Origin of the sequence: Clostridium sp. E02 (genome assembly GCF_003833015.1) — a bacterium.
Lineage (GTDB): Bacteria > Bacillota > Clostridia > Lachnospirales > Lachnospiraceae > Lacrimispora.
In genome coordinates, this window is the sequence record NZ_RJLQ01000005.1 from 16,759 (window position 1) to 36,549 (window position 19,791).

Consider the following 19,791-nt stretch of genomic DNA (forward strand, 5'->3'; position numbering starts at 1 on the left):
TACTATTTGACTATCAGCTATTAAATTCGGTTGATAGTTTTTTATTGCCCAAAAGGAGGGATACATTGAGAAAATCATCAAAAGAACAGCGAGAAGAGAAAGTGAAACGGGAAAAAGCTTTGCAGGCTGAAATGGCTGTAGCGATAAAGGCACCGCCGGTTATGAGCTTCAGTGCAAGAATGCCGGCTTATACATATACGAGTTTGTGTTCGGATCCGAAACTTAAGAAATCACCAGAACACAGATCAAATCATCCAGAAGGGATACAGCCTGTAGTAACGGAAAAGCTATGCTTGATCTGTCGTAAACACTGGCCTGTTGATTGCGGACGTGAGAACTGTGATTGCGATAGACAGGGGCATTTGTTTAGTTCGGGAGTTTATTATGAGCCTAAAAGGAAGGAGGTGACAGTTTGGAGACTAAGATAACTAGGAAATTGCTGGAGGACTATAAAAAAACGAAACGAGAGATTCCTGTGTTGGAATACGAGCTTGTAGAAATGCAAACCACGGATTCTGGAATTGGGAATGATATTATTTTCGATTACCGAGATGGATATCCTAAGCCCCAGAGTGTAGTAGGATTCGATTGGCCGTTGTATGAACATAGGCAAAAAGTCCTAGAACGCAAGAAGGAGATAATAGAAGCAATAGAGCAGTGGATCAATGCCATTGAGGACGGGCAAACTCGTTGTGTCTTCCGCATGAGGTACATAGATGATATGAACTGGGTTAAGATAGCGGCAAAGACAGGATTTAAGGGAAACCATGATTATCCAAGACTTTATATTAGGGACAAGTATTTTAAAGAGTCAGGAATTAAATAAAATATATCGTTTACATCGGAAATATCGTTTTAGAATATAATTAGGTCAAAAGGTTTAAGCCGATGCCCTCCCCCTGCGATTGCCGGGTGTAACGGCTTGGCGGCCGATTCGCCCGGTTTATACTCTGCCAAGACATTTGCCTGTTTTAAGGCTCTTAGCGTATAGCTAGGAACAGGTGACATGGCTAAGGCATGGGGGGGGTACTACAAAGCTTGATTTTGCTAAGGTGTTACTTTTTGAGCCTGCGTATAGTGTCAAAGATGCAAAGAAAATATTAAACAATTTTTATGAAAATAAGGAGGGAAATAGATGGCAGGTGAAACTTGGACTAGTCAAAATAAGAAACAGCCGGGAGTGTATATTAATGTGAAATCGAGTATGACACAGGCGGTCAGTGTTGGAGATCGGGGTATAGTTGCGATTTGTGAGCCGTTATCCTGGGGACCAGAGGGTGAGATTATGACCATTCATGTAGGCAATGATTTTACTCCTTACATTGGGTATGACTCCACCAATAATAAAGCACTGTTTTTAAGAGAAATTTTTAAGGGGAGCGATCGGACTACCGGACCAGTAAAAGTATTACTTTATCGCCCCAGTGCCACAGACGCAGTTAAAGCTACCGCAACGATTGAACCACTTACTGTTACCGCAAAATATAACGGTGTAAGGGGAAATGATATTTCTATTTCCATTATTACGGATCCTGATAACGCAGGAAACTTTATAGTGCAGACTGTAGTTGATGGAACGGTAAAGCATTCCCAGTATGGGAAAAAAGTAACAGACCTAAAGAGCAATGACTGGGTTATATTCTCTGGAACTGGAGACTTGGTGGACAGCGCAGGAGCGCCCCTTACGGGTGGCAGTGACGGGACTGTAAGTAGTGCAGCATATTCCGCGTTTTTAACCGTTTTGGAATCTTTTTCCTTTAATGTTTTGATCTATGATGGAGCTGACAGCGCGGTACAATCCGCTTATGTGGCTTTTGTTAATAGAATGCGAGATAATCTAGGTAAGAAGTGTCAGGCTGTTATGGCAGGTATTGAGAGTAATTCCGAAGCGATCATTTGTGTTAAAAACGGAGTAATACTTTCTGACGGAACCATTCTTACTCCGCAGCAGACGTCATGGTGGGTTGGTGGCGCGGAGGCAGGAGCTAATTACAATGAATCTTTGGTGTATGGGCAGTATCCAGACGCTGAAAATGTATCTCCCCGATTGACTTCTTCCGAGATTGACGAAGCCCTGGACAAGGGTCAGATTGTATTCTTTGAAGAGTTTGGCTCTGTAAAGATTATGTCTGATATTAACACACTAACCACTTATACCTCAGATAGGGGGGAAGCATTTCGTTTAAATCAGGTGATCCGGATCGTAGACACGGTAGTAAATGACATCTATAAAAATTTTTCCAAAAATTTTATTGGTAAGACGCAGAATAATGCAACCGGCAGAGATTTATTGAAAGTCTGGATTGTAGGACATTTGAATGAGATCCAAGCAAATGGTGGTATTCAGAACTTTATTGCAGATGATGTGGTTGTGGGAGCAGGTGAGGAGATCAATTCCGTTGTGATAACACTGGCAATCCAGCCCGTAGCAGCCGTAGAAAAGATTTATATCACGGCGACCCTTACAGATTAACAGGAGGTAGATTATGAGCTTTTTATTAGAACGTGATGCCTTAAACGGAAAAGCTGGCCGGGCTTTTGCTGTGATTGATGGTAGGAACGTGGAAATGTTTGGTTTAAAGAAGATTCAGGCGGATGCAGAGTTCCAAGAATCAGATTTTAAGGTAGTTGGTACCAATTTGGTACAGAAAAAGACTTCCGGCGTATCACTTACTGGCTCTGCAACTGTTTATTATGGGACACCAGAGTTTTTAAATATGCTTAGGGCTTATTTGAAAACAGGCAAGCTTCCCTATTTTACAATTCAGATCACAAATGAAGATGAAGGCAGCTCAATTGGAAGCCAAACGGTAGCCCTTTATAATGTAAAGCTTCAGAAGCTTCCTATTGCCATTTTGGATGCTGACACAGAGTTTTTGACAATGGATATCTCATTTAGCTTCACGAATGTTGAGATTCTTAACGCATTTTCATCCCCAAAGCAGTTGGGAGAATAGGAGGAATTTATGAGCGCATTAAAAGCATTTTTACAGCCATCAGTAGCGGGAGAAACAAAAGAGGTCATTGTTTCCCAACGTTTTAAAGATGAAAAAGGAAAGCCTGTCCCTTTCGTTATTAAAGCAATTTCACAGAAAGAAAATGAAAAAATTGCAAAAATGAGTAGGGAGACGGTTAAAATGAACGGAACTCCGGTTGAAAAGTTGAATCATTTCCTGTATACCAAAAGGCTCATTCATGCCTGCGTACAGGAACCGGATTTTGGGGAACAGGAGATCTGTAAGTATTATGGAACAGAGGATCCGCTGGAGGTTCCTTCCCAAATGCTTAGCATTGGAGAGTATAACCGCCTGTCAGAAGCAATCCTAGAGTTAAATGGCATGAAAGATTTAGAAGATAAGCAGGAAGAAGCAAAAAACTCTTAAACGGGGGAGATATGGACGTGCAGCTGGCTTACTATATGTTTGCCAATCATGGACGCTTCCCCGGGGAAGTTGTAGACCTTCCGGAAAATGAGAAAATATTGTTGTTTCAAATGGCAGTAAAAGAAATTAACAGCAGACCCAAGAAGTAGAGGAGGACCTATGGGAGAGATAAGAGAAGAATTAATACTTAGTGATCAGTTCAGTGCATCTTTTTCCAGGTTTCTTAATCTTGGAAATACTGCCATCAACCAAATGGGGCGCATTGATCAATCCGTAACGAGAACAGAAAGAACCATGCGTCGGTCGATTGGCGGAGCTACTGGAGCTGTTATAACAAATATGAGACAGATTGGTGAGTCAGCGAATGAAATCTCTTCTTCTGGTTTCGATAAGATGGAAGCGCAGCTGATCAAAATAGCAAACAATACATCTAAAGCCGCAAGGGAGCAAGATAATCATAATCGTAAGGTAAAAGAAACGAATAATTCGGCAGGAAATCTGCTGTCAAATGTTAAAAAAGTGGTCTCGGTCGCGTCTGGATTTAAAAATCTGTTTAATATATCTGACAAGATGACACAAACTTCAGCACGCATTAACATGATGAATAAAAGCTTTCAGTCCCCTGCGGCGAATACAGGCTCGCAGGGATCTGAGTCACTAAACAAAAGCCTCAGGGAGACTAAAAGAATCCAGGATGCTATCTTCCAGTCTTCGCAGAGGTCAAGAACAAGCTACCTCGCGACAGCGGACGTGGTTGCAAAGTTGGGGATAAGTGCGGGGGGCGCTTTTTCTGGAAGTGATGAAGTAGTGGCTTTTGTTGAGAATTTAAACAAACAGTTTGTCATAGCTGGTGCCAGTCAACAGGAAATTTCTGCCGCATCTCTGCAGCTTACTCAGGCAATGGGAACTGGGGTACTACAGGGAGAGGATTTAAACACAATATTTGCGGCTGCACCAAACGTAATACAGACAATAGCGGATTATCTCGATGTTCCTGTTGAAAAAATTAGTGAGATGGCATCAAACGGTCAGATTACAGCTGGGATTGTTAAAAATGCAATGCTGAGCGCCACAGATAAGATAAACCAGGAATTTGACTCTACGTCTATGACGTTCCAACAGGTAGGGATAGCGATTGCTAATTCTCTACTTCAGGCATTCCAGCCGGTTATTCAGCTAATTGGACAAGGAGCGGCATTTATTTATAAGAACTGGTCCTCTATAGCACCCGTGTTTTACGGGGTTGCAGCAGGGATTTTGGGAGCAGCGGCGTGCTGGGGGATATATACCGTATCTCAATGGATCGCAAACGGAGCAGCGGCAACATTCTTTGCAACCTTAATGTCCAATCCATTGACGTATATTGCTATCGTTATTGCTGCTGTAGTTGCAGAAATATACAGTTGGGTGCAATCGGTGGGAGGCATTCAAATAGCTTGGCTAATTTGCGTGAACGAAGTCTTGACGCATGCGGATCGGTTGAAGCTAGGTTTTATGGTAGCGTGGTCCATGATCAAGGGCGGAACGCTGGACGCCGTTTTTGCGTTTGACTCATTCAGTGTGAAAGTGCTTAATACTCTCGGGAATATGAAAGTCAATGCCCTAATAATTTTGCAGGATCTTGTAAATGGAGCAATCGACCGGTTTAATAAACTGATTGGTATGGCAAACAATATCCCAGGTGTATCGATTGATTTGATAGATCACGTAGAATTTGCCTCTGGTGCAGCCATGGAAGAACAGATGAAACAGCAACAGCGAGCAGCGAAACTTGAAAGAAAAAAGGAAGCAATTTCAGGTGCTAAAGCTGAGTGGAAAACAGAATTTGACAGAGCGCAAAAGGCAGCTGGTGAGGCAAGGGAAAAGCGGCTGGCAGGAATAGAGGATGCAAAAGAGAAAGCAGTAAGAAAAGCAGCAGGTGACGACGGTTCGACCGGAACCGGCAATAACGGAACCGGTGATATTGGAACCGTTGATAAGGTCGGCAGTGTTGGTAAGATTGACCAGGACGTAAACATTGCGGATGAAAATATCAAGCTTCTCCGAGATCTGTCAGAACGACAGTACGTGGCAATGGTGAATCTTACTGTACCACAAACGAATCTTTCTGTTAGACAGAATGTTGCAGGAGGGGGAGGATCCGATATTGACGCTGTGCTCGGTGCTTTAAATAATGCGTTGGGAGTTCAACATGTTTCTAGCAGTAATGTTGCTACAGGATAGGAGGAAATTATGCGGAACAAATATAAATTTTTTGCTGATATGGGAGGAGATACGATTGAATTCCCTGTTAATCCGAAAGAGTATACTATTTCCTATCCTTCAGACAATAAGACCTATAATATTTTGGATAAAGGAGAGATCGTAATTCCTAGGTTGCCGGCTTTAATGGAGGTGTCCTGGGAATCGTATTTTCCAGGAGATCGTGATGATCCGTTGATTTGTGGTAATGACTGGATGAACCCAGAAGATTATTTGGAAGCCATTATTGACGCTAGGGATAATCGGGAGATATGTGACCTCGTCATAAGCCGGTACGATGCTATGGGAAGTAGAATGTTTGATACGAATATCAGTTCAGTAATAGATGGCTTTGAAACTACGGAAAAGGGTGGAGAGGCAGGAGATGTATATTACAAAATTAAATTTAAAGAGTATCGAGATTTTGCTCCGATCAAAGTATCGTTACCGCAGGAAAGTACGGCAGGCTCGGATTCAATTCAGACGGAGAAGGAGTCAAGACCATTATCGGCAACCCCTGAACTACGTGTGGGAGCCACGGTCATTGCAAATGGTACTTATTTCAGCAGTAGTTATGGAGATAAGCCCACAGGCACGGCAAACAACTTATCAACAACTGTTTCAAGGATTATTCCAGACGCTTCTAGACCTTATCCGATCCTGATCGGTGGAAGTCGTGGCTGGATTAAGGCAGATCAGCTGCAGGTGACTGGATGAATTATAAATTATTAATTTACAACACTGACTCGAATACCATGTATGATTATGCACCGATTACGGAAAAAGTCACGTATACCACAAACCGGAATGGCAGTGCGGGTAAGTTGACATTTTCCTTCATGCAGGAAAAAGCCATAAACCTGACAGAAGGGGCCAAGGTTCAGTTTTATGTGGATGGGATAGGTGTTTTCTTAGGGTTTGTATTTGTGACAGAGCAGGACCGTTGGGGTATTGTTTCTGTCACTGCTTATGATCAGCTAAGGTATTTAAAGTCAAATGCTAGTTACAGTTTTGAGAGAAAGAAGCTGGGGGAGATCATACAGCAAGTAGCTACAGATATGCAGCTGCAGATTGGCTTATTGGAGGATACGGGGTACGTTATACCTACCCTTACCAAGGTTAGCACAGAATGTTTGGACATTATTGAGTACGGACTTCAGCTTACCCAGTATAATACTGGAAGGACCTTTGTGTTTTTTGACGATTTTGGGAAATTGTGCTTGATAGAAGCTATGAATTTGAAGTCCAGTATTCTTATTGGAAATGGAAGTATCATAACGGATTATTCCTATAAATCGGACATAGACTCAGATACTTTTAATCAGGTAAAACTTGTCCGCGATAACAAAGATACTGGACAAGGAGATACTTACAACTTTAGCGACAGCACCACAATAAAAAAGTGGGGCCTCTTGCAGAAATATGTAAAAGTGGATGAAAACTTAAATGAAGCGCAGATCAACCAACAAGGAAACATCATGATGGCTTATTATGACAGGGTACTTAAAACAATATCAGTTGACGGTGTTGGCGGAATACCTGGGCTAAAGGCAGGAGCCATGGCAAAGTTCAAGATCAAGGATGTCCCTGAACTTTCTGAAGGACTTTTCCTATTACTGGATAAGGTAAAACATACTTTTTCTAACGAAGAACATACCATGAGCCTTGATGCACAAATCATAAATATTTAAGGAGGGTGGAATGGAATTAATAGAGAGAATAAAGTCTATTGTTATTGATACAGTGAGGGCTATGGACCTATTGGATACTGGTTACGCTACTGTGGTTTCTACGTCCCCGTTGACAATAAAACTACAGGCCATGCAGCTGACGATTAAAGAGCCGGTGGCAGTCCTGACAGACAATGTAAAATATCAGGCTATTACCATTCAAGGAGAAACTGCGGTCATAAATCCAGGATTGAAAGCTGGGGACAAAGTTTTGACTTTGAAAGCTAATGCCGGGCAGAATTATATTATAATATCGAAAGTGTAGGTGATACTATGAAAACATTACCAGAATCTTCTCGAGCTGATGCGCGTAAATCAGAAGCAAAGGAGTATCCAACAGAAACATTTTTAATTGATGAAAGTACTGGCTGTATAAAGAAAGTCGGTGGAGGATTGCTTGCAATGAAGCAGGCGATTAATATCATATTAAATGTTGAACGATATCAGTATCAGATCTACACATCTAATTTTGGGCGGGAACTTAATAAATTAACTGGAAAACCTCCGGAGTACGTAACTAGCATGTTAAAACGTCGTATCAAGGAGGCTTTTTCAATGGATTCAAGGATCCTTTCTGTAGATAACTTTATATTTGAAGTAAGCTTAGGGACAGTGAAATGTACCTTTGATGTAAAAACTATATTTGGTATGGTACCGGCGGAGGTGAAAGTTTGATTGATTTTAGTAAAAAAACTTATGAAAATATTTTAAGATCACAGCTAGATCTGATACCTGATACGATTGACAAGAGAGAGGGATCAATTGTAAAAACAGCTCTTAGCCCCGCCAGTTGGTATATGGAAGGTATCTATTTGGATCTTGCATTTTTTCAGAATAATGTATATGCGGATACGGCTGCGGGAACTTATCTTGATAGGTTGGTTTCACAAGTAAGATTAGAGCGAAAAAATGCCACTACCGCTATGAAAGAGGGCGTGTTTAATATACAAATTCCGATAGGAAGTAGGTTCTCGATATTGTCAAACCCCCAATATGTAACTTACCGAGTTAAAGAGTTTGTTGAGAAAAAAGCTGATGAATTTATATATAAGATGGAATGCGAAACTGCAGGTGAATCTGGTAACAACTATTCCGGACAGCTTATAGCCATTGACTACATACCGGGACTCACATCTGCACGGCTTACCAATCTACTAAATGCGGGATCCGATGAAGAGACAGACGATGATTTGAGGAGAAGATTTCTTACAAAGATCCAAAAGCCATCTACTGGAGGAAACAGGTACGATTATTATAACTGGGCACTGGAATGTGAAGGGGTTGGAGCAGTAAAAGTCTTTCCTCTGGGGAATGGTCCAGGTACTGTTAAGGTTGTTATTGCGGATATAAACAGATCTGCTGCAGGTGCTGATTTGGTACGGCAAGTTCAAGATCATATTGAAGGAGTCCGCCCAATCGGTGCCGATGTGTCAGTTGTGTCCGCTCAGGAAAAAGGAATGAATATATCTGCTGATATTAAATTAAAAAATGGTTTAAATCTAGGAACGGTTCAGAACCTTTTCAGTAATGCTATAACAGAATACCTTCAGGAAAATGCATTTGGCGTTTCCTATATCAGCTTGGCTAAGATCGGAAATCTTCTACTTAATACAATAGGTGTAGATGATTTTACGAATTTGCTAATTAATGGGGAAGCCGGAAACCAGGAATTGCAGGATGAGGAAATTGCTGTTCCTGGAAACATCGTTTTGGAGGTGATTTAAGTTGGACATTGCGAAATTTAGCAAGAAGCTAAACAAAATAGACGGAAATATCTATGTGATGGAGGAAAAGGTGGATCTGGTAGGGGGTGTTTACAATGCTCCTTTGCAACATGGTAACATCAATACCTTCACCCTTGCCGTTTATAGTGGTCCCAAATTAACAGGGAAAAAAATACAAAGCTATACACTTTCCACGCCTAGTCATACTCCCTGGAAGCAAGTTATACGAATCTATGCCAATGTGCCTACTGTTTATATTAGCTATGAGACTGAGGGAGATACCGTGGAAGCCGAAGACGTAAACCGGCTTCAAGAAGAAATGGCTCGTACCCAGGAAGCAGTTAACGCAGAAGCTAGCCGAGCGAAAATTTCTGAGGAGGATAACGCTGATAAACTGACCGCAGAAACAACCAGGGCGAAGATGGTTGAAAATATTTTGGAAGATAATCTGTCTGCGGAAAAGACCAGAGCTATATCAGCAGAAGATGCAATCAGGAGCATGATTCAAAGTAATAAACCAAACTGGGAGGATAAATATACCCGAAATGAGGTTGATAATAAATTTTCTGCTTTGGAAAATGCGATTGACTGGAAGGAATCAGTTGCTACGTTTGCGGATATCGCAGAAGTTTATCCGGATCCACAGGACGGTTGGACAGTCAATGTAAAGGACACGGATTACACCTATCGTTACAGTGGATCCGCGTGGGTGGTTATCTCCGCCAATGCAATCCCGAAAGCCACCCAGAGTGTTGATGGGCTTCTGACAAAGGAAGATAAGACTTCTTATGATGATGCGAACAGTAAAAAGCATACCCATTCCAATCAATCCCTGCTTGATGAAGTTACCAAACCTCTAGTTGATCGGTGGAACGCAGCTCATGCTCATGTTTCCGATACAGTAAGGCATGTAACAGCAGAAGAACGGAAAGCCTGGAATACGGTTTCTGAAAAGGTGGATACTGTGGAAGGAAAGGGGCTTTCCACCAATGATTATACCAATTCCGAAAAAAATAAGCTGGCCAAAGTAGCAGCAGGTGCCGAGGTAAATGTACAGGCGGACTGGAATGAATCTGATTCAACATCAGATGCTTTTATTAAAAGTAAACCATCTTCCCTTCCGGCTAATGGCGGAAGTGCGGAAAGGCTTTCTAATGCGATACAAATAATTGACTATGATGCATTTGTTCCAATAAAAGTTTTACAAGGGTCGATAACCCCAGTTAGAGCGGATAACAATGCCAAATCACCTTGGTTAAATACGACATCCGGTTTCTTGATTCAAAGTAACTACACAGATAGCTGGCATTTGTTAATCTTCCGCAGCGGTGGAGAAGGCTGGGCATACCGATCATTTTACAATAATAAATGGGGGAGTTGGAAAATATGGTCTACATTTGATGGGAAATACAGTAGCCTGTTTGATAAACCAAACAAGGTGTCAGCATTCGAAAATGATACGGGGTACATAACGGCTGCAGATGTAGATATTAGCCAGAATCACGTTCATGCAAATAAAAGTGTATTAGATAAAATCACCCAGGCATTTCTTGACCATTGGGATGCTGCTTACATTCATGTGGGTGATAAAAACAATCCTCACGAAGTAACGGCAGCACAGGTTGGCGCCGCAGCTGCAGGGCATAAACATAAAAAAAATGACATCTCAGATTTTCCCTCTACTATGCCTGCGAATGGAGGAGACGCAGCTACTGTGAACGGTCACGCTGTAAACGCAGACGTACCGTCCAGCGCCAAGTTTACAGATACAGTCTATACACACCCAAATAGCGGCGTGACTGCAAGAACTTATAAATCTGTAACAGTCAATGCGCAGGGGCATGTAACGGGGGGGACAAATCCTACCACGCTGGCCGGATACGGAATCACAGACGCAGCATCCAAAACTCATAACCATGATAGTACATATCTAAAAGAGACTGGACTAACCTGGGACGATCTGAAAGGGGTGTAAGTCATGTATGGAAAAAATCAATACGGACGAGTCCAATATGCACAGGATAAAAACAATGACGAGGAGCAAAAAGAGTATTATGTAGATCTTGTCCGATACGCACCACCCTTCTTGGTAGAGGTCAGGGAACTGAAATCCATATATGAAACGGAAGGATATTTGGTGGGGCTGTTGGAACATGAGCTTTCCGACTTGCTGGACCAGTGCTTCATCTCAACCGCAACCTGGGGTTTGACCCGGTGGGAGGAAGTTTATGGTCTTACAACCAACATGGCTCTTTCCTATGAACAGCGTCGGGAGATCCTTACGGCAAAGCTCCGGGGGCAGGGTACCACAACAGCTCAGATGATAAAGGAGACAGCAGAAACATTTTCAGGTGGGGAGATCGAAGTGATAGAGGACAATCCAAACAATCATTTCACAGTGCGTTTTATCGGTATTAAGGGGATTCCGAGAAATATGAGTGCATTTATTTCCATGTTGGAAGATATTAAGCCTGCTCATCTTTCTTATTCGTTTGAATATCGTTACACAACCTGGGGTGAACTGATAGATAGAAGCTGGGCCAGCGTGAAGGGCTTTACCTGGAATAATATTAGAACTTTGAAGGAGGTATAATTGAAACATGAAAACTACAGCAAATCTAAATTTAAAAATTCCTGAAGGTGGGGATCCGATTGATATATTAGACATTACGGATAATTTTGAGACTCTGGACGAGGAAATATCTAAAAAATCAAATTCTATTGGCGGAGATGTATCGGAAACAGTGGTAAAAACACTGGAAACCATTAATACACCTTTTCCAATTCCAATCGCCGGTGAATCTACAAAAGTGTTTTTAGGTAAAGTGAAAAAATTTATTCAAGACTCACATGAAGCAGTAAGCCAACTGATTCATGTGACAGAGGTAACCTTGACTGCTGCAGGTTGGACCAGTTCGGCTCCCTACACTCAGACAGTGAACGTTTCGGGTATGGTTGAGACTGACAGACCTACAGTAAGCCTGTACCTGTCGGACGGAATCACTGCAGCAGACGTAGACCTGCAAAGCAAAGCTTACGATTGCGTAAACCGTGCGGTTTCCGGTAATGGGAGTATTGCAGTCTATTGCTACAAGAAAAAACCAGCAGTAGACTTTCAGATTCAGATGAAGGGGGTATAAGATATGGCAGAATGTATTATTTTAAAAGGCGGTGGAGGGGCAGATCTGGATGTAATAAATGCAACTGCACCTGATGTATTAGCTGGCAAGGTAATTGTTGATAAACAAGGGGAACCTTTGACGGGTACCATGCCAAATCGTGGAGCGGTAAAACCAAATCTTAACGCTGGAGGAAGTTATACAATCCCAGCAGGGTATCATAATGGCGGTGGAAAGGTAACAGCAAATAGCCTAGCAAGCCAGACCTCGGGGAACGTAGATGCCGGTTCTATGCTAAGTGGTCGGAGTGGTTGGGTAAATGGTGTTAAAGTCAATGGAGGGATTCCGTGGCAAAATGCAGACGTTTCAGGGACTGATAGAGTACGGGCAACAGGTATGTCGAATTGGGGAGGAACCATCAATCTTGGTGTTAGAAATGGCCATTATTTAAATGGTGTTAATTGGATTCAGCAGGATATACCAAACTATCAACCATGGAATATAAAAAAGGGAGTTAATATAGGCGGTGTAGTGGGTGAAATGGTGGACTATAGTTATTTAGCAGTAGGACAAACGTCTTTTTAAACGGAACCTTTTCGGGAGTGCTGACCAATGGGTTCCGAATTCATCCTCACAGCATAGTAAAAAAATATTACACAAATTCAAATGGAATAATACTTGATGCGGATTACATAGATGTTAATAAAAAACAGTTTTCTTCAATAGTAAGTAAATTATCTGTAAATGTAACTCCATTTAGTAAGATAAGAATAACATATAGTGGGACTATGGAGGCGAGAGTAGATGACCGTGAAATAAACTGTCGTTTTTCTTTAATCAAAACAGATAAAAAGACAATAGTAACCCGTACTATGGAACTTTCTGTATATCCAGAAGCTAGGTTTCGCGACATAGACGTTACAGACATAAACGAACATGTGTTTTTATATATAAATCCTTATTTCAATAATCGATTGTATATAACACACGCTCAGTTTATTGTTAGAAAAATTGAGTTTATAAAATAAAGGAGGTTTCTATGAATTGTTTTGCGGTTTACGATGAAACAGGTAGTATATATTCAGTGAGGTATGGTGACAACCAGAATATTCCCAATAAATTACTTGGAATATATCAGGAGATACCGGACGAAGTTCTGATAGATAGAGTGGACGTTTCTGATCCAGAAAACCATAAATTGATTTTTATTACACCGAAAGAGAAGGTATTAGAGAATGAACTTAAGGAAGTAAAAAAAGTCTAATAATAAATTGAAGGCTCAAATAGAGTATTTATCCATGATGTCCGGTTTCAAAATGGAGGCAGCTGATGAGGAAATTTAATAAGGTTAAAGATTATATGATGAGAAGTTATGGAATCTTTATATGGTAAACAATGCGGTTAGCCGCTGGATCACGGAGGACGAGTTCAAAGAGATTACCGGAAAAGAATATGAGAAGAAAGAGAGTAAATAAAAATGAAGAATATATTATGTACAACCGCAGGAGTTGTGGGAAGTGTTATAGCATCGTTATTTGGGGGCTGGGATACCGGAATCGGTACTCTGGTCCTTTTTATGGCCATTGATTTTATATCCGGCTTAGCGGTTGCAGGAGTATTCAAGAAAAGCAAGAAGACTAATTCTGGAGCGTTGGCTTCCGGGGCCGGCTGGAGAGGGCTATGCAAAAAGTGTATGACCCTTTTATTTGTTCTTATTGCATATCGGCTGGATCTGATCATTGGTACGGACTACATAAGAAATGCAGTAATTATCGGTTTTATTGCGAATGAGTTAATCTCCATCGTGGAGAATGCGGGACTTATGGGACTTCCCCTTCCTGCAATTCTATCCAAAGCAATTGATATATTAACAAAGAAAGCAGAGGTAACTGAATAACCTGTTGCGATTGTCGCAACTTTACGGACCTGGGATATTCTGGGTCCTTTTCTATTGAAAGGATAAGTTGAATTTATGATATGTAATTGTGGGCATGATGAAAATAAAAAATACAAAGGTGGTAAGGCAGGAGATCAGAGCGAAACTGAATACGCTGTTATTAATTGGTATGACCGTCCTTGGTCTTGCGTGTTAAGATATCCTGATGCAAACGTTGCGGAAAAGATTGCGGAGGTTTCTAGGGCTGCAGCTAATAATGACGAGGTTGGTTATGACCAAAACCAAAGACTTACCTACTATAATAATTTAAAAGCAGTAAACTGGAATCCTGCAAGTATAAAAACCGCTTGTGAGTCAGATTGCAGCGCTTCTACGTCTGCCAATATTATTGCAGCAGGTAACACTCTTAATATAGATAAGCTAAAAGCAATTAATCCATCGAACACAACAAGTACATTAAGAAAAGCATTAACTGCTGTTGGATTTGAGTTGTTGATGGATAAAAAGTATCTTTCCAGTGATAAATATCTTTTGCCTGGGGATGTTCTTTTATGCGACGGACATCATGTAGCTGTTAATCTTACAAAAGGTTCGGAGATAAAGGTTGCATATAAAATTGGCTGGCACAATGATTTAAATGGCTGGTGGTACGCTGACACTGAGACCACTTATTATAAATCCTGTTGGAAGATCATTAATCATCATAAGTACTATTTTGGTTCCGACGGATATGCGTATTCTGGCTGGAATAAGGTTGATGGAGAGTATTATTATTTTGAAGACAGAGCAGGATACAAATTAGAGTGTGCAGTGTATCCAAATGTAATGCCGGAGTATTATTAAGCCAGGCTTAATGAAACGCACACCAGATCAGGATGGGGCGTTGCAGTATCTGGGATTGGAGGGATAAGCCTTATATTTTATATATTCACAACTAGTCTATGCGTCCATATACTAATATATAATTAAAAAAATATGAGGTGCTTTATATGAGTTGTTCTCAGGGCTGTAGAAATAATTGTGGATGCAATTGGAACAATAATCGTAATAACAATTGTAACAGCGATTGTAATGATAGATGCAATGATCCTTGCGCGGAGGAAAAAAGAAGGTGCTATTGCGAAGGCTATCGCGACGGCTGTAACAATGCTCCTTGCCGTTGGAGTAATGACAATAATTGTGGTTGTTAGTTAAAGAAGTAGGCGGGTATCCGGTTTTTTGGACCCGCCTTTCTTTCTAGTAGAATCATATCATTTTCTGACTGCATTTTGACTGCATGAGGCATGGTTTTGACTGCATTTAGGTGGTAAAAGGTGGTGAGACGAAAAGTCTCTAAACCCTAGGTTTTAAGCGAAAAACCCCCATTTTAGCCAACTATACAATATAATTAAGAAAAAAGATAAAAATTTTTCACATTCTAATGATATACTAAAGGAGAAATCATAGGTAATGCAGATTACAGAAAAGAGGATACTTATGAAAAAAAACTTAATGATCGCATTGACGATCTGTATGACAGTTTTATTGGCAGGATGTGGAAAATCGGCAAATAACGGGGAAGGGAAAAAGGAAACACCGGTGACAGCAGAATCAGCGACTTCACAGACAAAGGAATCAGAAACATCTGCAAGCACAGAGGCACCAGGTGAGACAGAAGAATTCAAGATTTTAAACGGTAAGATTAAACGTGTTTCCGAGAACATGGATAAAATCACCGTGTTGAACGATAATATAGAAACCATATTTAATTTAAATAATGTTGTTGTAGAGACTTCCTATGCTTTGGAGCCAGATGTGGCTGTATCCATCATTTACAAAGGAGAGATTTCTGGTTCTGATACGACCAATGCAAAGGTTGTACTGGTACTAGATGCTCAAAAGAGTATGGAGATTAAAGAGATGACTGGCAGTGTGAAGGATCAAGCCATGAGTACATTTTTAATCGAGGGAAAAGATGGCTCGCAGATGGGATTTATGAAAGATAACTGCGAAGGACTTGATTCCGGAGTTCTTGGTAAGGCAACCGATGATAGCAATGGAAGTGGAGACATGGTAAAAGTGACTTACGTTACCGTGACCTATGATGCAGGCAGCAAATCCAATTTCCCATTAAAAGTTGAAGCTGTAAAATAGATATTTGAGAATCCCGTAGATGCAGGGCTTTTTTGATAAAGGGCTTGCAAAATCGGGATTTTCATGTACAATAAGAGAGACGACAGAGTAAGGGGCCAGATGCCCCTATTTTGGTGGTTTCGATGGATGAAAACCAGAATGCAGAAAGGGATTTTAAGATGATTAGTGCACATAATGTAACGTTAAGACTCGGAAAGAGAGCATTGTTTGAAGATGTAAATATTAAGTTTATCGAAGGCAACTGCTACGGTATGATCGGTGCCAATGGCGCAGGAAAATCCACGTTTTTAAAGATACTTTCCGGAGAACTGGAGCCGACCAGCGGTGATATTGTAATCACTCCAGGACAGAGACTTTCCTTCTTAAGGCAGGATCATTTCAAATATGATGAATTACAGGTGCTGGATACCGTTATTATGGGAAATACCAGACTTTATGAAATTATGAAAGAAAAAGAAGCTATCTATATGAAGGAAGACTTTACCGATGAAGACGGCATTAAAGCAGCAGATTTAGAAGGCGAATTTGCTACCATGAATGGCTGGGAAGCAGAGTCCGACGCAGCAAACCTTCTAAATGGTCTTGGAATTGAGACAGATCTGCATTACAAATTCATTCGGGATCTGACCGGTGCAGAGAAGGTAAAGGTTCTTCTTGCTCAGGCATTGTTTGGCAATCCGGACATTTTGCTTTTGGACGAGCCGACCAACCATTTGGATTTGGATGCCATTGCGTGGCTAGAAGAGTTTTTGATTAACTTTGAAAATACGGTAATTGTTGTATCCCATGACCGTTATTTCTTAAATAAAGTCTGCACGCATATTGCAGATATTGATTATAGCAAGATACAGCTATATGCAGGAAACTATGACTTCTGGTATGAATCCAGTCAGCTTATGGTAAAACAGATGAAAGAGGCAAACCGGAAGAAAGAAGAAAAGATGAAGGAACTTCAGGACTTTATCCAACGTTTCTCCGCGAATGCTTCCAAATCAAAGCAGGCTACCTCTAGAAAAAAAGCATTGGAAAAGATTGAACTAGACGACATCAAACCTTCCAGCCGGAAGTATCCATACATTGATTTCAGGCCAGCCCGTGATATTGGGAATGAGGTATTAAGTGTCATTAACCTATCAAAGACCATAGACGGGGTTAAGGTTCTGGATAATATCTCCTTTACGTTAAACCGGGAAGATAAAGTGGCGCTGGTGGGTCCAAATGAGTATGCGAAAACCATTCTCTTTAAGATTCTTGCAGGTGATATGGAACCGGATGAAGGCGAATATAAGTGGGGGCTGACCACTAGCCACTGCTATTTCCCAAAAGACAATAGCGCTGAATTCGACAACGATGACACCATTGTTGATTGGTTAACCCAGTATTCCCCAGAGAAAGATGCAACCTATGTACGAGGATTCCTTGGACGTATGTTGTTTGCAGGGGAAGACGGTGTAAAAAAGGTAAAAGTATTATCCGGAGGAGAGAAAGTCCGTTGTATGCTTTCCAAACTTATGATTTCTGGAGCCAACTCTCTCATGCTTGATGAGCCGACCGACCATTTAGATATGGAGTCCATTACAGCACTGAACAACGGATTGGTTAAATTCCAGGGCGTTCTTATTTTCTCGTCAAGAGATCATCAGATTGTTGAGACCACTGCTAATCGGATTATGGAGATCGTAAACGGTCAGTTGATTGATAAGATCACCACTTATGATGAGTATCTGGATAGTGATGAGATGGCTCGTAAGAGACAGGTATTTACACTATCGGATGAACAGGTAGATGAGAATAAATAAAATCATATAAAAACAGCTCTCTTAGAGATAAAACTATAGTTATCTCAAGAGGGCTGTTTCTTTGTTGCATAACCGGTACCAATGTTTTATAATCAGCCTTGTAAGGAGGTGAGAGAATGGATTGTATTGACTATTATGCCTATACTTCTAAACTTAGGAAGATAAACCCTCAGTTAAAAGCAGCTGTGGCAGCAGCTTCGCTGCTCTTTTGCATTGGAGTCAACTCCATATTGATATCTGTGGTGATATTTCTCGCGATGGGAGCGGTAACAACACTGGCAGGCGGACTTCCTCTAAGAAGATATGTCGTGTTTTTACGAATTCCATTGGCATTTCTGGTTCTTGGTACCTTTGCCATAGCAATTGACATATCTGCGCACCCCCAAGGGCAGATATTGTTTCCTATTTTAAAAAGTTTTGTGTATCTTCCCCAAGGAGGAGCACAACTGGCGTTGGGACTAATCTTAAAAGCCATGGCGGCAGTCAGTGCCATGTACATGCTTGTGCTTTCTACTCCGGCAGGAGAGGTAATCGGTGTACTAAGAAGACTTCACGTTCCAAAGATTTTTGTAGAACTAATGAATCTGGTGTATCGGTTTATTTTTGTTATTTTAAATACGCAGCGTACCATGAAACAGGCGGCAGCGTCACGTATGGGGTACTGTGATTTTAAGACTTCTTGTCAGTCCTTTGGCAGGATTGCAGGAAATCTATTTCTGGTTTCTTTGAAAAAATCCAACACCTATTATGACGCGCTGGAGGCAAGATGCTATGAGGGGGAACTTTTGTTTTTGGAAGAAGAAAAGCCGGTAAAATCAAAACAAGTAGGAGCGGTTGTCTGCTATTTTACTCTGTTGCTGGTTGTTTTTTTCATATCATCGAAAGCTTGAGGGTGAAAAGCAAAAGAAAAGGAAGGAATGAGCGATGGAAGAAATGCTGTTACAGGCAGAAGGGATAAGCTTTTCCTATAACGACGGGAAGAAAGCATTAAGGGAAATCAATCTATCGGTAAAAAAGGGAGAAAAGATAGCGGTGCTTGGATCCAATGGAGCAGGGAAATCTACCTGTTTTTTAACCCTAAACGGGGTACTGCGACCGCAATCTGGCAGGATTTTTTACCAGGGAAAGGAGATACAAAACAAGAATTTAAACGAATTAAGAAAGCATGTGGGAATTGTATTTCAGGATGCAGATAATCAGATCATTGCCTCCACGGTGTCTGCAGAAATATCCTTTGGTCCCATGAATTTGAAACTTCCGCAGCAAGAAGTGAAAAGGCGTGTGGAGCATGCCCTGGACTGTATGAACTTAAAGGATCTAAAAGACCGTCCGCCCCACTATTTAAGTGGAGGAGAGAAAAAGAGGGTCAGCATTGCAGATATCATAGCTATGGAATCTCAGGTTATTTTATTCGATGAGCCGACCTCTTCCTTAGACCCGGTGAATGTAAAAATGTTGGAACAAGTGCTTGATCAGTTATCAGATATGGGGAAAACTCTTTTGATTTCTACCCATGATGTGGATTTCGCTTACCGATGGGCGGATCGAGGTGTGGTTTTTTCTGATGGGAAAATCATAGGCGATAGAAGGATTCGTGAGATTTTTGAAGATAAGGCCCTGCTAAACAAAGCTAACTTAAAAGAACCTATTTTGCTGCAAGTCTATCATAATCTGGTAAAACATGGGAAATTGAAAATTGCAAAAGAAAGTCCGAAAGATATCATAGAACTGGATAAGCTTTTAGAAATTGATTGACAGATTTGTT

At 41.1% G+C, this 19,791-nt stretch carries 25 protein-coding genes and 1 pseudogene; all 26 read left to right on the forward strand.

Annotated elements, in window-relative coordinates:
* Positions 1-65: 65 nt before the first annotated feature.
* The 26 genes and pseudogenes from EFT72_RS04535 to EFT72_RS04645 all read left to right on the forward strand — a co-directional run bounded on the left by EFT72_RS04535 (position 66) and on the right by EFT72_RS04645 (position 19,781).
* Complete coding sequence (locus tag EFT72_RS04535; RefSeq protein ID WP_124065726.1) at positions 66-428, forward strand: hypothetical protein; 363 nt, start codon at positions 66-68, stop codon at positions 426-428.
* Complete coding sequence (locus EFT72_RS04540; RefSeq protein ID WP_124065727.1) at positions 413-826, forward strand: hypothetical protein; 414 nt, start codon at positions 413-415, stop codon at positions 824-826. The genes EFT72_RS04535 and EFT72_RS04540 overlap by 16 nt, the downstream gene beginning before the upstream one ends.
* 309 nt (positions 827-1,135) lie before the next feature.
* Positions 1,136-2,473, forward strand: coding sequence for a phage tail sheath family protein (locus EFT72_RS04545; RefSeq protein ID WP_124065728.1), 1,338 nt, complete (start codon positions 1,136-1,138; stop codon positions 2,471-2,473).
* A gap of 13 nt (positions 2,474-2,486) precedes the next feature.
* Entirely contained in the window at positions 2,487-2,957 is a 471-nt protein-coding gene (locus tag EFT72_RS04550; protein WP_124065729.1) for a phage tail tube protein, read from the forward strand.
* A gap of 9 nt (positions 2,958-2,966) precedes the next feature.
* Positions 2,967-3,383 (forward strand): hypothetical protein, encoded by a 417-nt coding sequence (locus EFT72_RS04555; RefSeq protein WP_124065730.1) that lies wholly within the window; start codon positions 2,967-2,969, stop codon positions 3,381-3,383.
* A gap of 11 nt (positions 3,384-3,394) precedes the next feature.
* A complete protein-coding gene (locus EFT72_RS19165; protein WP_164473074.1) occupies positions 3,395-3,532 on the forward strand; it encodes a hypothetical protein in 138 nt (45 codons plus the stop codon).
* Between the two features lie 10 nt (positions 3,533-3,542).
* Positions 3,543-5,606: a tape measure protein gene (locus EFT72_RS04560; RefSeq protein ID WP_124065731.1), complete on the forward strand. Its 2,064-nt coding sequence runs from the start codon at positions 3,543-3,545 to the stop codon at positions 5,604-5,606.
* Between the two features lie 9 nt (positions 5,607-5,615).
* Complete coding sequence (locus tag EFT72_RS04565; RefSeq protein ID WP_124065732.1) at positions 5,616-6,341, forward strand: hypothetical protein; 726 nt, start codon at positions 5,616-5,618, stop codon at positions 6,339-6,341.
* Positions 6,338-7,315 (forward strand): hypothetical protein, encoded by a 978-nt coding sequence (locus EFT72_RS04570; RefSeq protein WP_124065733.1) that lies wholly within the window; start codon positions 6,338-6,340, stop codon positions 7,313-7,315. The genes EFT72_RS04565 and EFT72_RS04570 overlap by 4 nt, the downstream gene beginning before the upstream one ends.
* Positions 7,316-7,325: 10 nt before the next feature.
* Complete coding sequence (locus EFT72_RS04575; RefSeq protein ID WP_124065734.1) at positions 7,326-7,619, forward strand: DUF2577 family protein; 294 nt, start codon at positions 7,326-7,328, stop codon at positions 7,617-7,619.
* An 8-nt stretch (positions 7,620-7,627) separates the two neighbouring features.
* A complete protein-coding gene (locus EFT72_RS04580) occupies positions 7,628-8,029 on the forward strand; it encodes a DUF2634 domain-containing protein (protein WP_124065735.1) in 402 nt (133 codons plus the stop codon).
* Positions 8,026-9,078 (forward strand): baseplate J/gp47 family protein, encoded by a 1,053-nt coding sequence (locus EFT72_RS04585; RefSeq protein WP_124065736.1) that lies wholly within the window; start codon positions 8,026-8,028, stop codon positions 9,076-9,078. The genes EFT72_RS04580 and EFT72_RS04585 overlap by 4 nt, the downstream gene beginning before the upstream one ends.
* Position 9,079: 1 nt before the next feature.
* Positions 9,080-11,053 (forward strand): hypothetical protein, encoded by a 1,974-nt coding sequence (locus EFT72_RS19440; protein WP_206426605.1) that lies wholly within the window; start codon positions 9,080-9,082, stop codon positions 11,051-11,053.
* Positions 11,054-11,056: 3 nt separating this feature from the next.
* Entirely contained in the window at positions 11,057-11,671 is a 615-nt protein-coding gene (locus EFT72_RS04595) for a YmfQ family protein (protein ID WP_124065737.1), read from the forward strand.
* Between the two features lie 7 nt (positions 11,672-11,678).
* Positions 11,679-12,218, forward strand: coding sequence for a hypothetical protein (locus EFT72_RS04600; protein ID WP_124065738.1), 540 nt, complete (start codon positions 11,679-11,681; stop codon positions 12,216-12,218).
* Positions 12,219-12,221: 3 nt separating this feature from the next.
* On the forward strand, positions 12,222-12,782 hold the full coding sequence (locus EFT72_RS04605) for a hypothetical protein (protein ID WP_124065739.1): 561 nt from the start codon (positions 12,222-12,224) through the stop codon (positions 12,780-12,782).
* Positions 12,783-12,799: 17 nt separating this feature from the next.
* A complete protein-coding gene (locus tag EFT72_RS19445; protein WP_206426606.1) occupies positions 12,800-13,225 on the forward strand; it encodes a hypothetical protein in 426 nt (141 codons plus the stop codon).
* 11 nt (positions 13,226-13,236) lie between these two features.
* Positions 13,237-13,461, forward strand: a complete 225-nt coding sequence (locus EFT72_RS04610) for a hypothetical protein (RefSeq protein WP_124065740.1) — start codon at positions 13,237-13,239, stop codon at positions 13,459-13,461.
* A gap of 100 nt (positions 13,462-13,561) precedes the next feature.
* A pseudogene (locus EFT72_RS04615) lies at positions 13,562-13,672 on the forward strand (XkdX family protein); the annotation flags it as partial.
* A 2-nt stretch (positions 13,673-13,674) separates the two neighbouring features.
* Positions 13,675-14,094: a phage holin family protein gene (locus EFT72_RS04620; RefSeq protein WP_124065742.1), complete on the forward strand. Its 420-nt coding sequence runs from the start codon at positions 13,675-13,677 to the stop codon at positions 14,092-14,094.
* Between the two features lie 75 nt (positions 14,095-14,169).
* Complete coding sequence (locus EFT72_RS04625; RefSeq protein WP_124065743.1) at positions 14,170-14,937, forward strand: hypothetical protein; 768 nt, start codon at positions 14,170-14,172, stop codon at positions 14,935-14,937.
* 177 nt (positions 14,938-15,114) lie between these two features.
* Positions 15,115-15,288 carry a hypothetical protein gene (locus tag EFT72_RS19170; protein ID WP_164473075.1) on the forward strand — a complete coding sequence of 58 codons (174 nt, stop codon included), beginning with the start codon at positions 15,115-15,117 and terminating at the stop codon, positions 15,286-15,288.
* A 282-nt stretch (positions 15,289-15,570) separates the two neighbouring features.
* Positions 15,571-16,227, forward strand: coding sequence for a hypothetical protein (locus EFT72_RS04630; RefSeq protein WP_124065744.1), 657 nt, complete (start codon positions 15,571-15,573; stop codon positions 16,225-16,227).
* Positions 16,228-16,385: 158 nt separating this feature from the next.
* Positions 16,386-18,026, forward strand: coding sequence for an ATP-binding cassette domain-containing protein (locus tag EFT72_RS04635; protein ID WP_124065898.1), 1,641 nt, complete (start codon positions 16,386-16,388; stop codon positions 18,024-18,026).
* A 116-nt stretch (positions 18,027-18,142) separates the two neighbouring features.
* Entirely contained in the window at positions 18,143-18,916 is a 774-nt protein-coding gene (cbiQ, locus tag EFT72_RS04640) for a cobalt ECF transporter T component CbiQ (RefSeq protein ID WP_124065745.1), read from the forward strand.
* Positions 18,917-18,950: 34 nt separating this feature from the next.
* The gene (locus tag EFT72_RS04645) at positions 18,951-19,781 is read left to right on the forward strand and encodes an ABC transporter ATP-binding protein (protein WP_124065746.1); all 831 of its coding nucleotides are present in this window, start codon (positions 18,951-18,953) and stop codon (positions 19,779-19,781) included.
* Positions 19,782-19,791 lie beyond the last annotated feature (10 nt).

Bases quoted from the DNA above. Each gene is read 5' to 3' on its own strand.
- EFT72_RS04545 (WP_124065728.1), top strand. From the start codon at position 1,136: ATGGCAGGTGAAACTTGGACTAGTCAAAATAAGAAACAGCCGGGAGTG.
- EFT72_RS04550 (WP_124065729.1), top strand. From the start codon at position 2,487: ATGAGCTTTTTATTAGAACGTGATGCCTTAAACGGAAAAGCTGGCCGG.
- EFT72_RS04555 (WP_124065730.1), top strand. From the start codon at position 2,967: ATGAGCGCATTAAAAGCATTTTTACAGCCATCAGTAGCGGGAGAAACA.
- EFT72_RS19165 (WP_164473074.1), top strand. From the start codon at position 3,395: ATGGACGTGCAGCTGGCTTACTATATGTTTGCCAATCATGGACGCTTC.
- EFT72_RS04560 (WP_124065731.1), top strand. From the start codon at position 3,543: ATGGGAGAGATAAGAGAAGAATTAATACTTAGTGATCAGTTCAGTGCA.
- EFT72_RS04565 (WP_124065732.1), top strand. From the start codon at position 5,616: ATGCGGAACAAATATAAATTTTTTGCTGATATGGGAGGAGATACGATT.
- EFT72_RS04570 (WP_124065733.1), top strand. From the start codon at position 6,338: ATGAATTATAAATTATTAATTTACAACACTGACTCGAATACCATGTAT.
- EFT72_RS04575 (WP_124065734.1), top strand. From the start codon at position 7,326: ATGGAATTAATAGAGAGAATAAAGTCTATTGTTATTGATACAGTGAGG.
- EFT72_RS04580 (WP_124065735.1), top strand. From the start codon at position 7,628: ATGAAAACATTACCAGAATCTTCTCGAGCTGATGCGCGTAAATCAGAA.
- EFT72_RS04595 (WP_124065737.1), top strand. From the start codon at position 11,057: ATGTATGGAAAAAATCAATACGGACGAGTCCAATATGCACAGGATAAA.
- EFT72_RS04600 (WP_124065738.1), top strand. From the start codon at position 11,679: ATGAAAACTACAGCAAATCTAAATTTAAAAATTCCTGAAGGTGGGGAT.
- EFT72_RS04605 (WP_124065739.1), top strand. From the start codon at position 12,222: ATGGCAGAATGTATTATTTTAAAAGGCGGTGGAGGGGCAGATCTGGAT.
- EFT72_RS04610 (WP_124065740.1), top strand. From the start codon at position 13,237: ATGAATTGTTTTGCGGTTTACGATGAAACAGGTAGTATATATTCAGTG.
- EFT72_RS04620 (WP_124065742.1), top strand. From the start codon at position 13,675: ATGAAGAATATATTATGTACAACCGCAGGAGTTGTGGGAAGTGTTATA.
- EFT72_RS04625 (WP_124065743.1), top strand. From the start codon at position 14,170: ATGATATGTAATTGTGGGCATGATGAAAATAAAAAATACAAAGGTGGT.
- EFT72_RS04630 (WP_124065744.1), top strand. From the start codon at position 15,571: ATGAAAAAAAACTTAATGATCGCATTGACGATCTGTATGACAGTTTTA.
- EFT72_RS04635 (WP_124065898.1), top strand. From the start codon at position 16,386: ATGATTAGTGCACATAATGTAACGTTAAGACTCGGAAAGAGAGCATTG.
- cbiQ (WP_124065745.1), top strand. From the start codon at position 18,143: ATGGATTGTATTGACTATTATGCCTATACTTCTAAACTTAGGAAGATA.
- EFT72_RS04645 (WP_124065746.1), top strand. From the start codon at position 18,951: ATGGAAGAAATGCTGTTACAGGCAGAAGGGATAAGCTTTTCCTATAAC.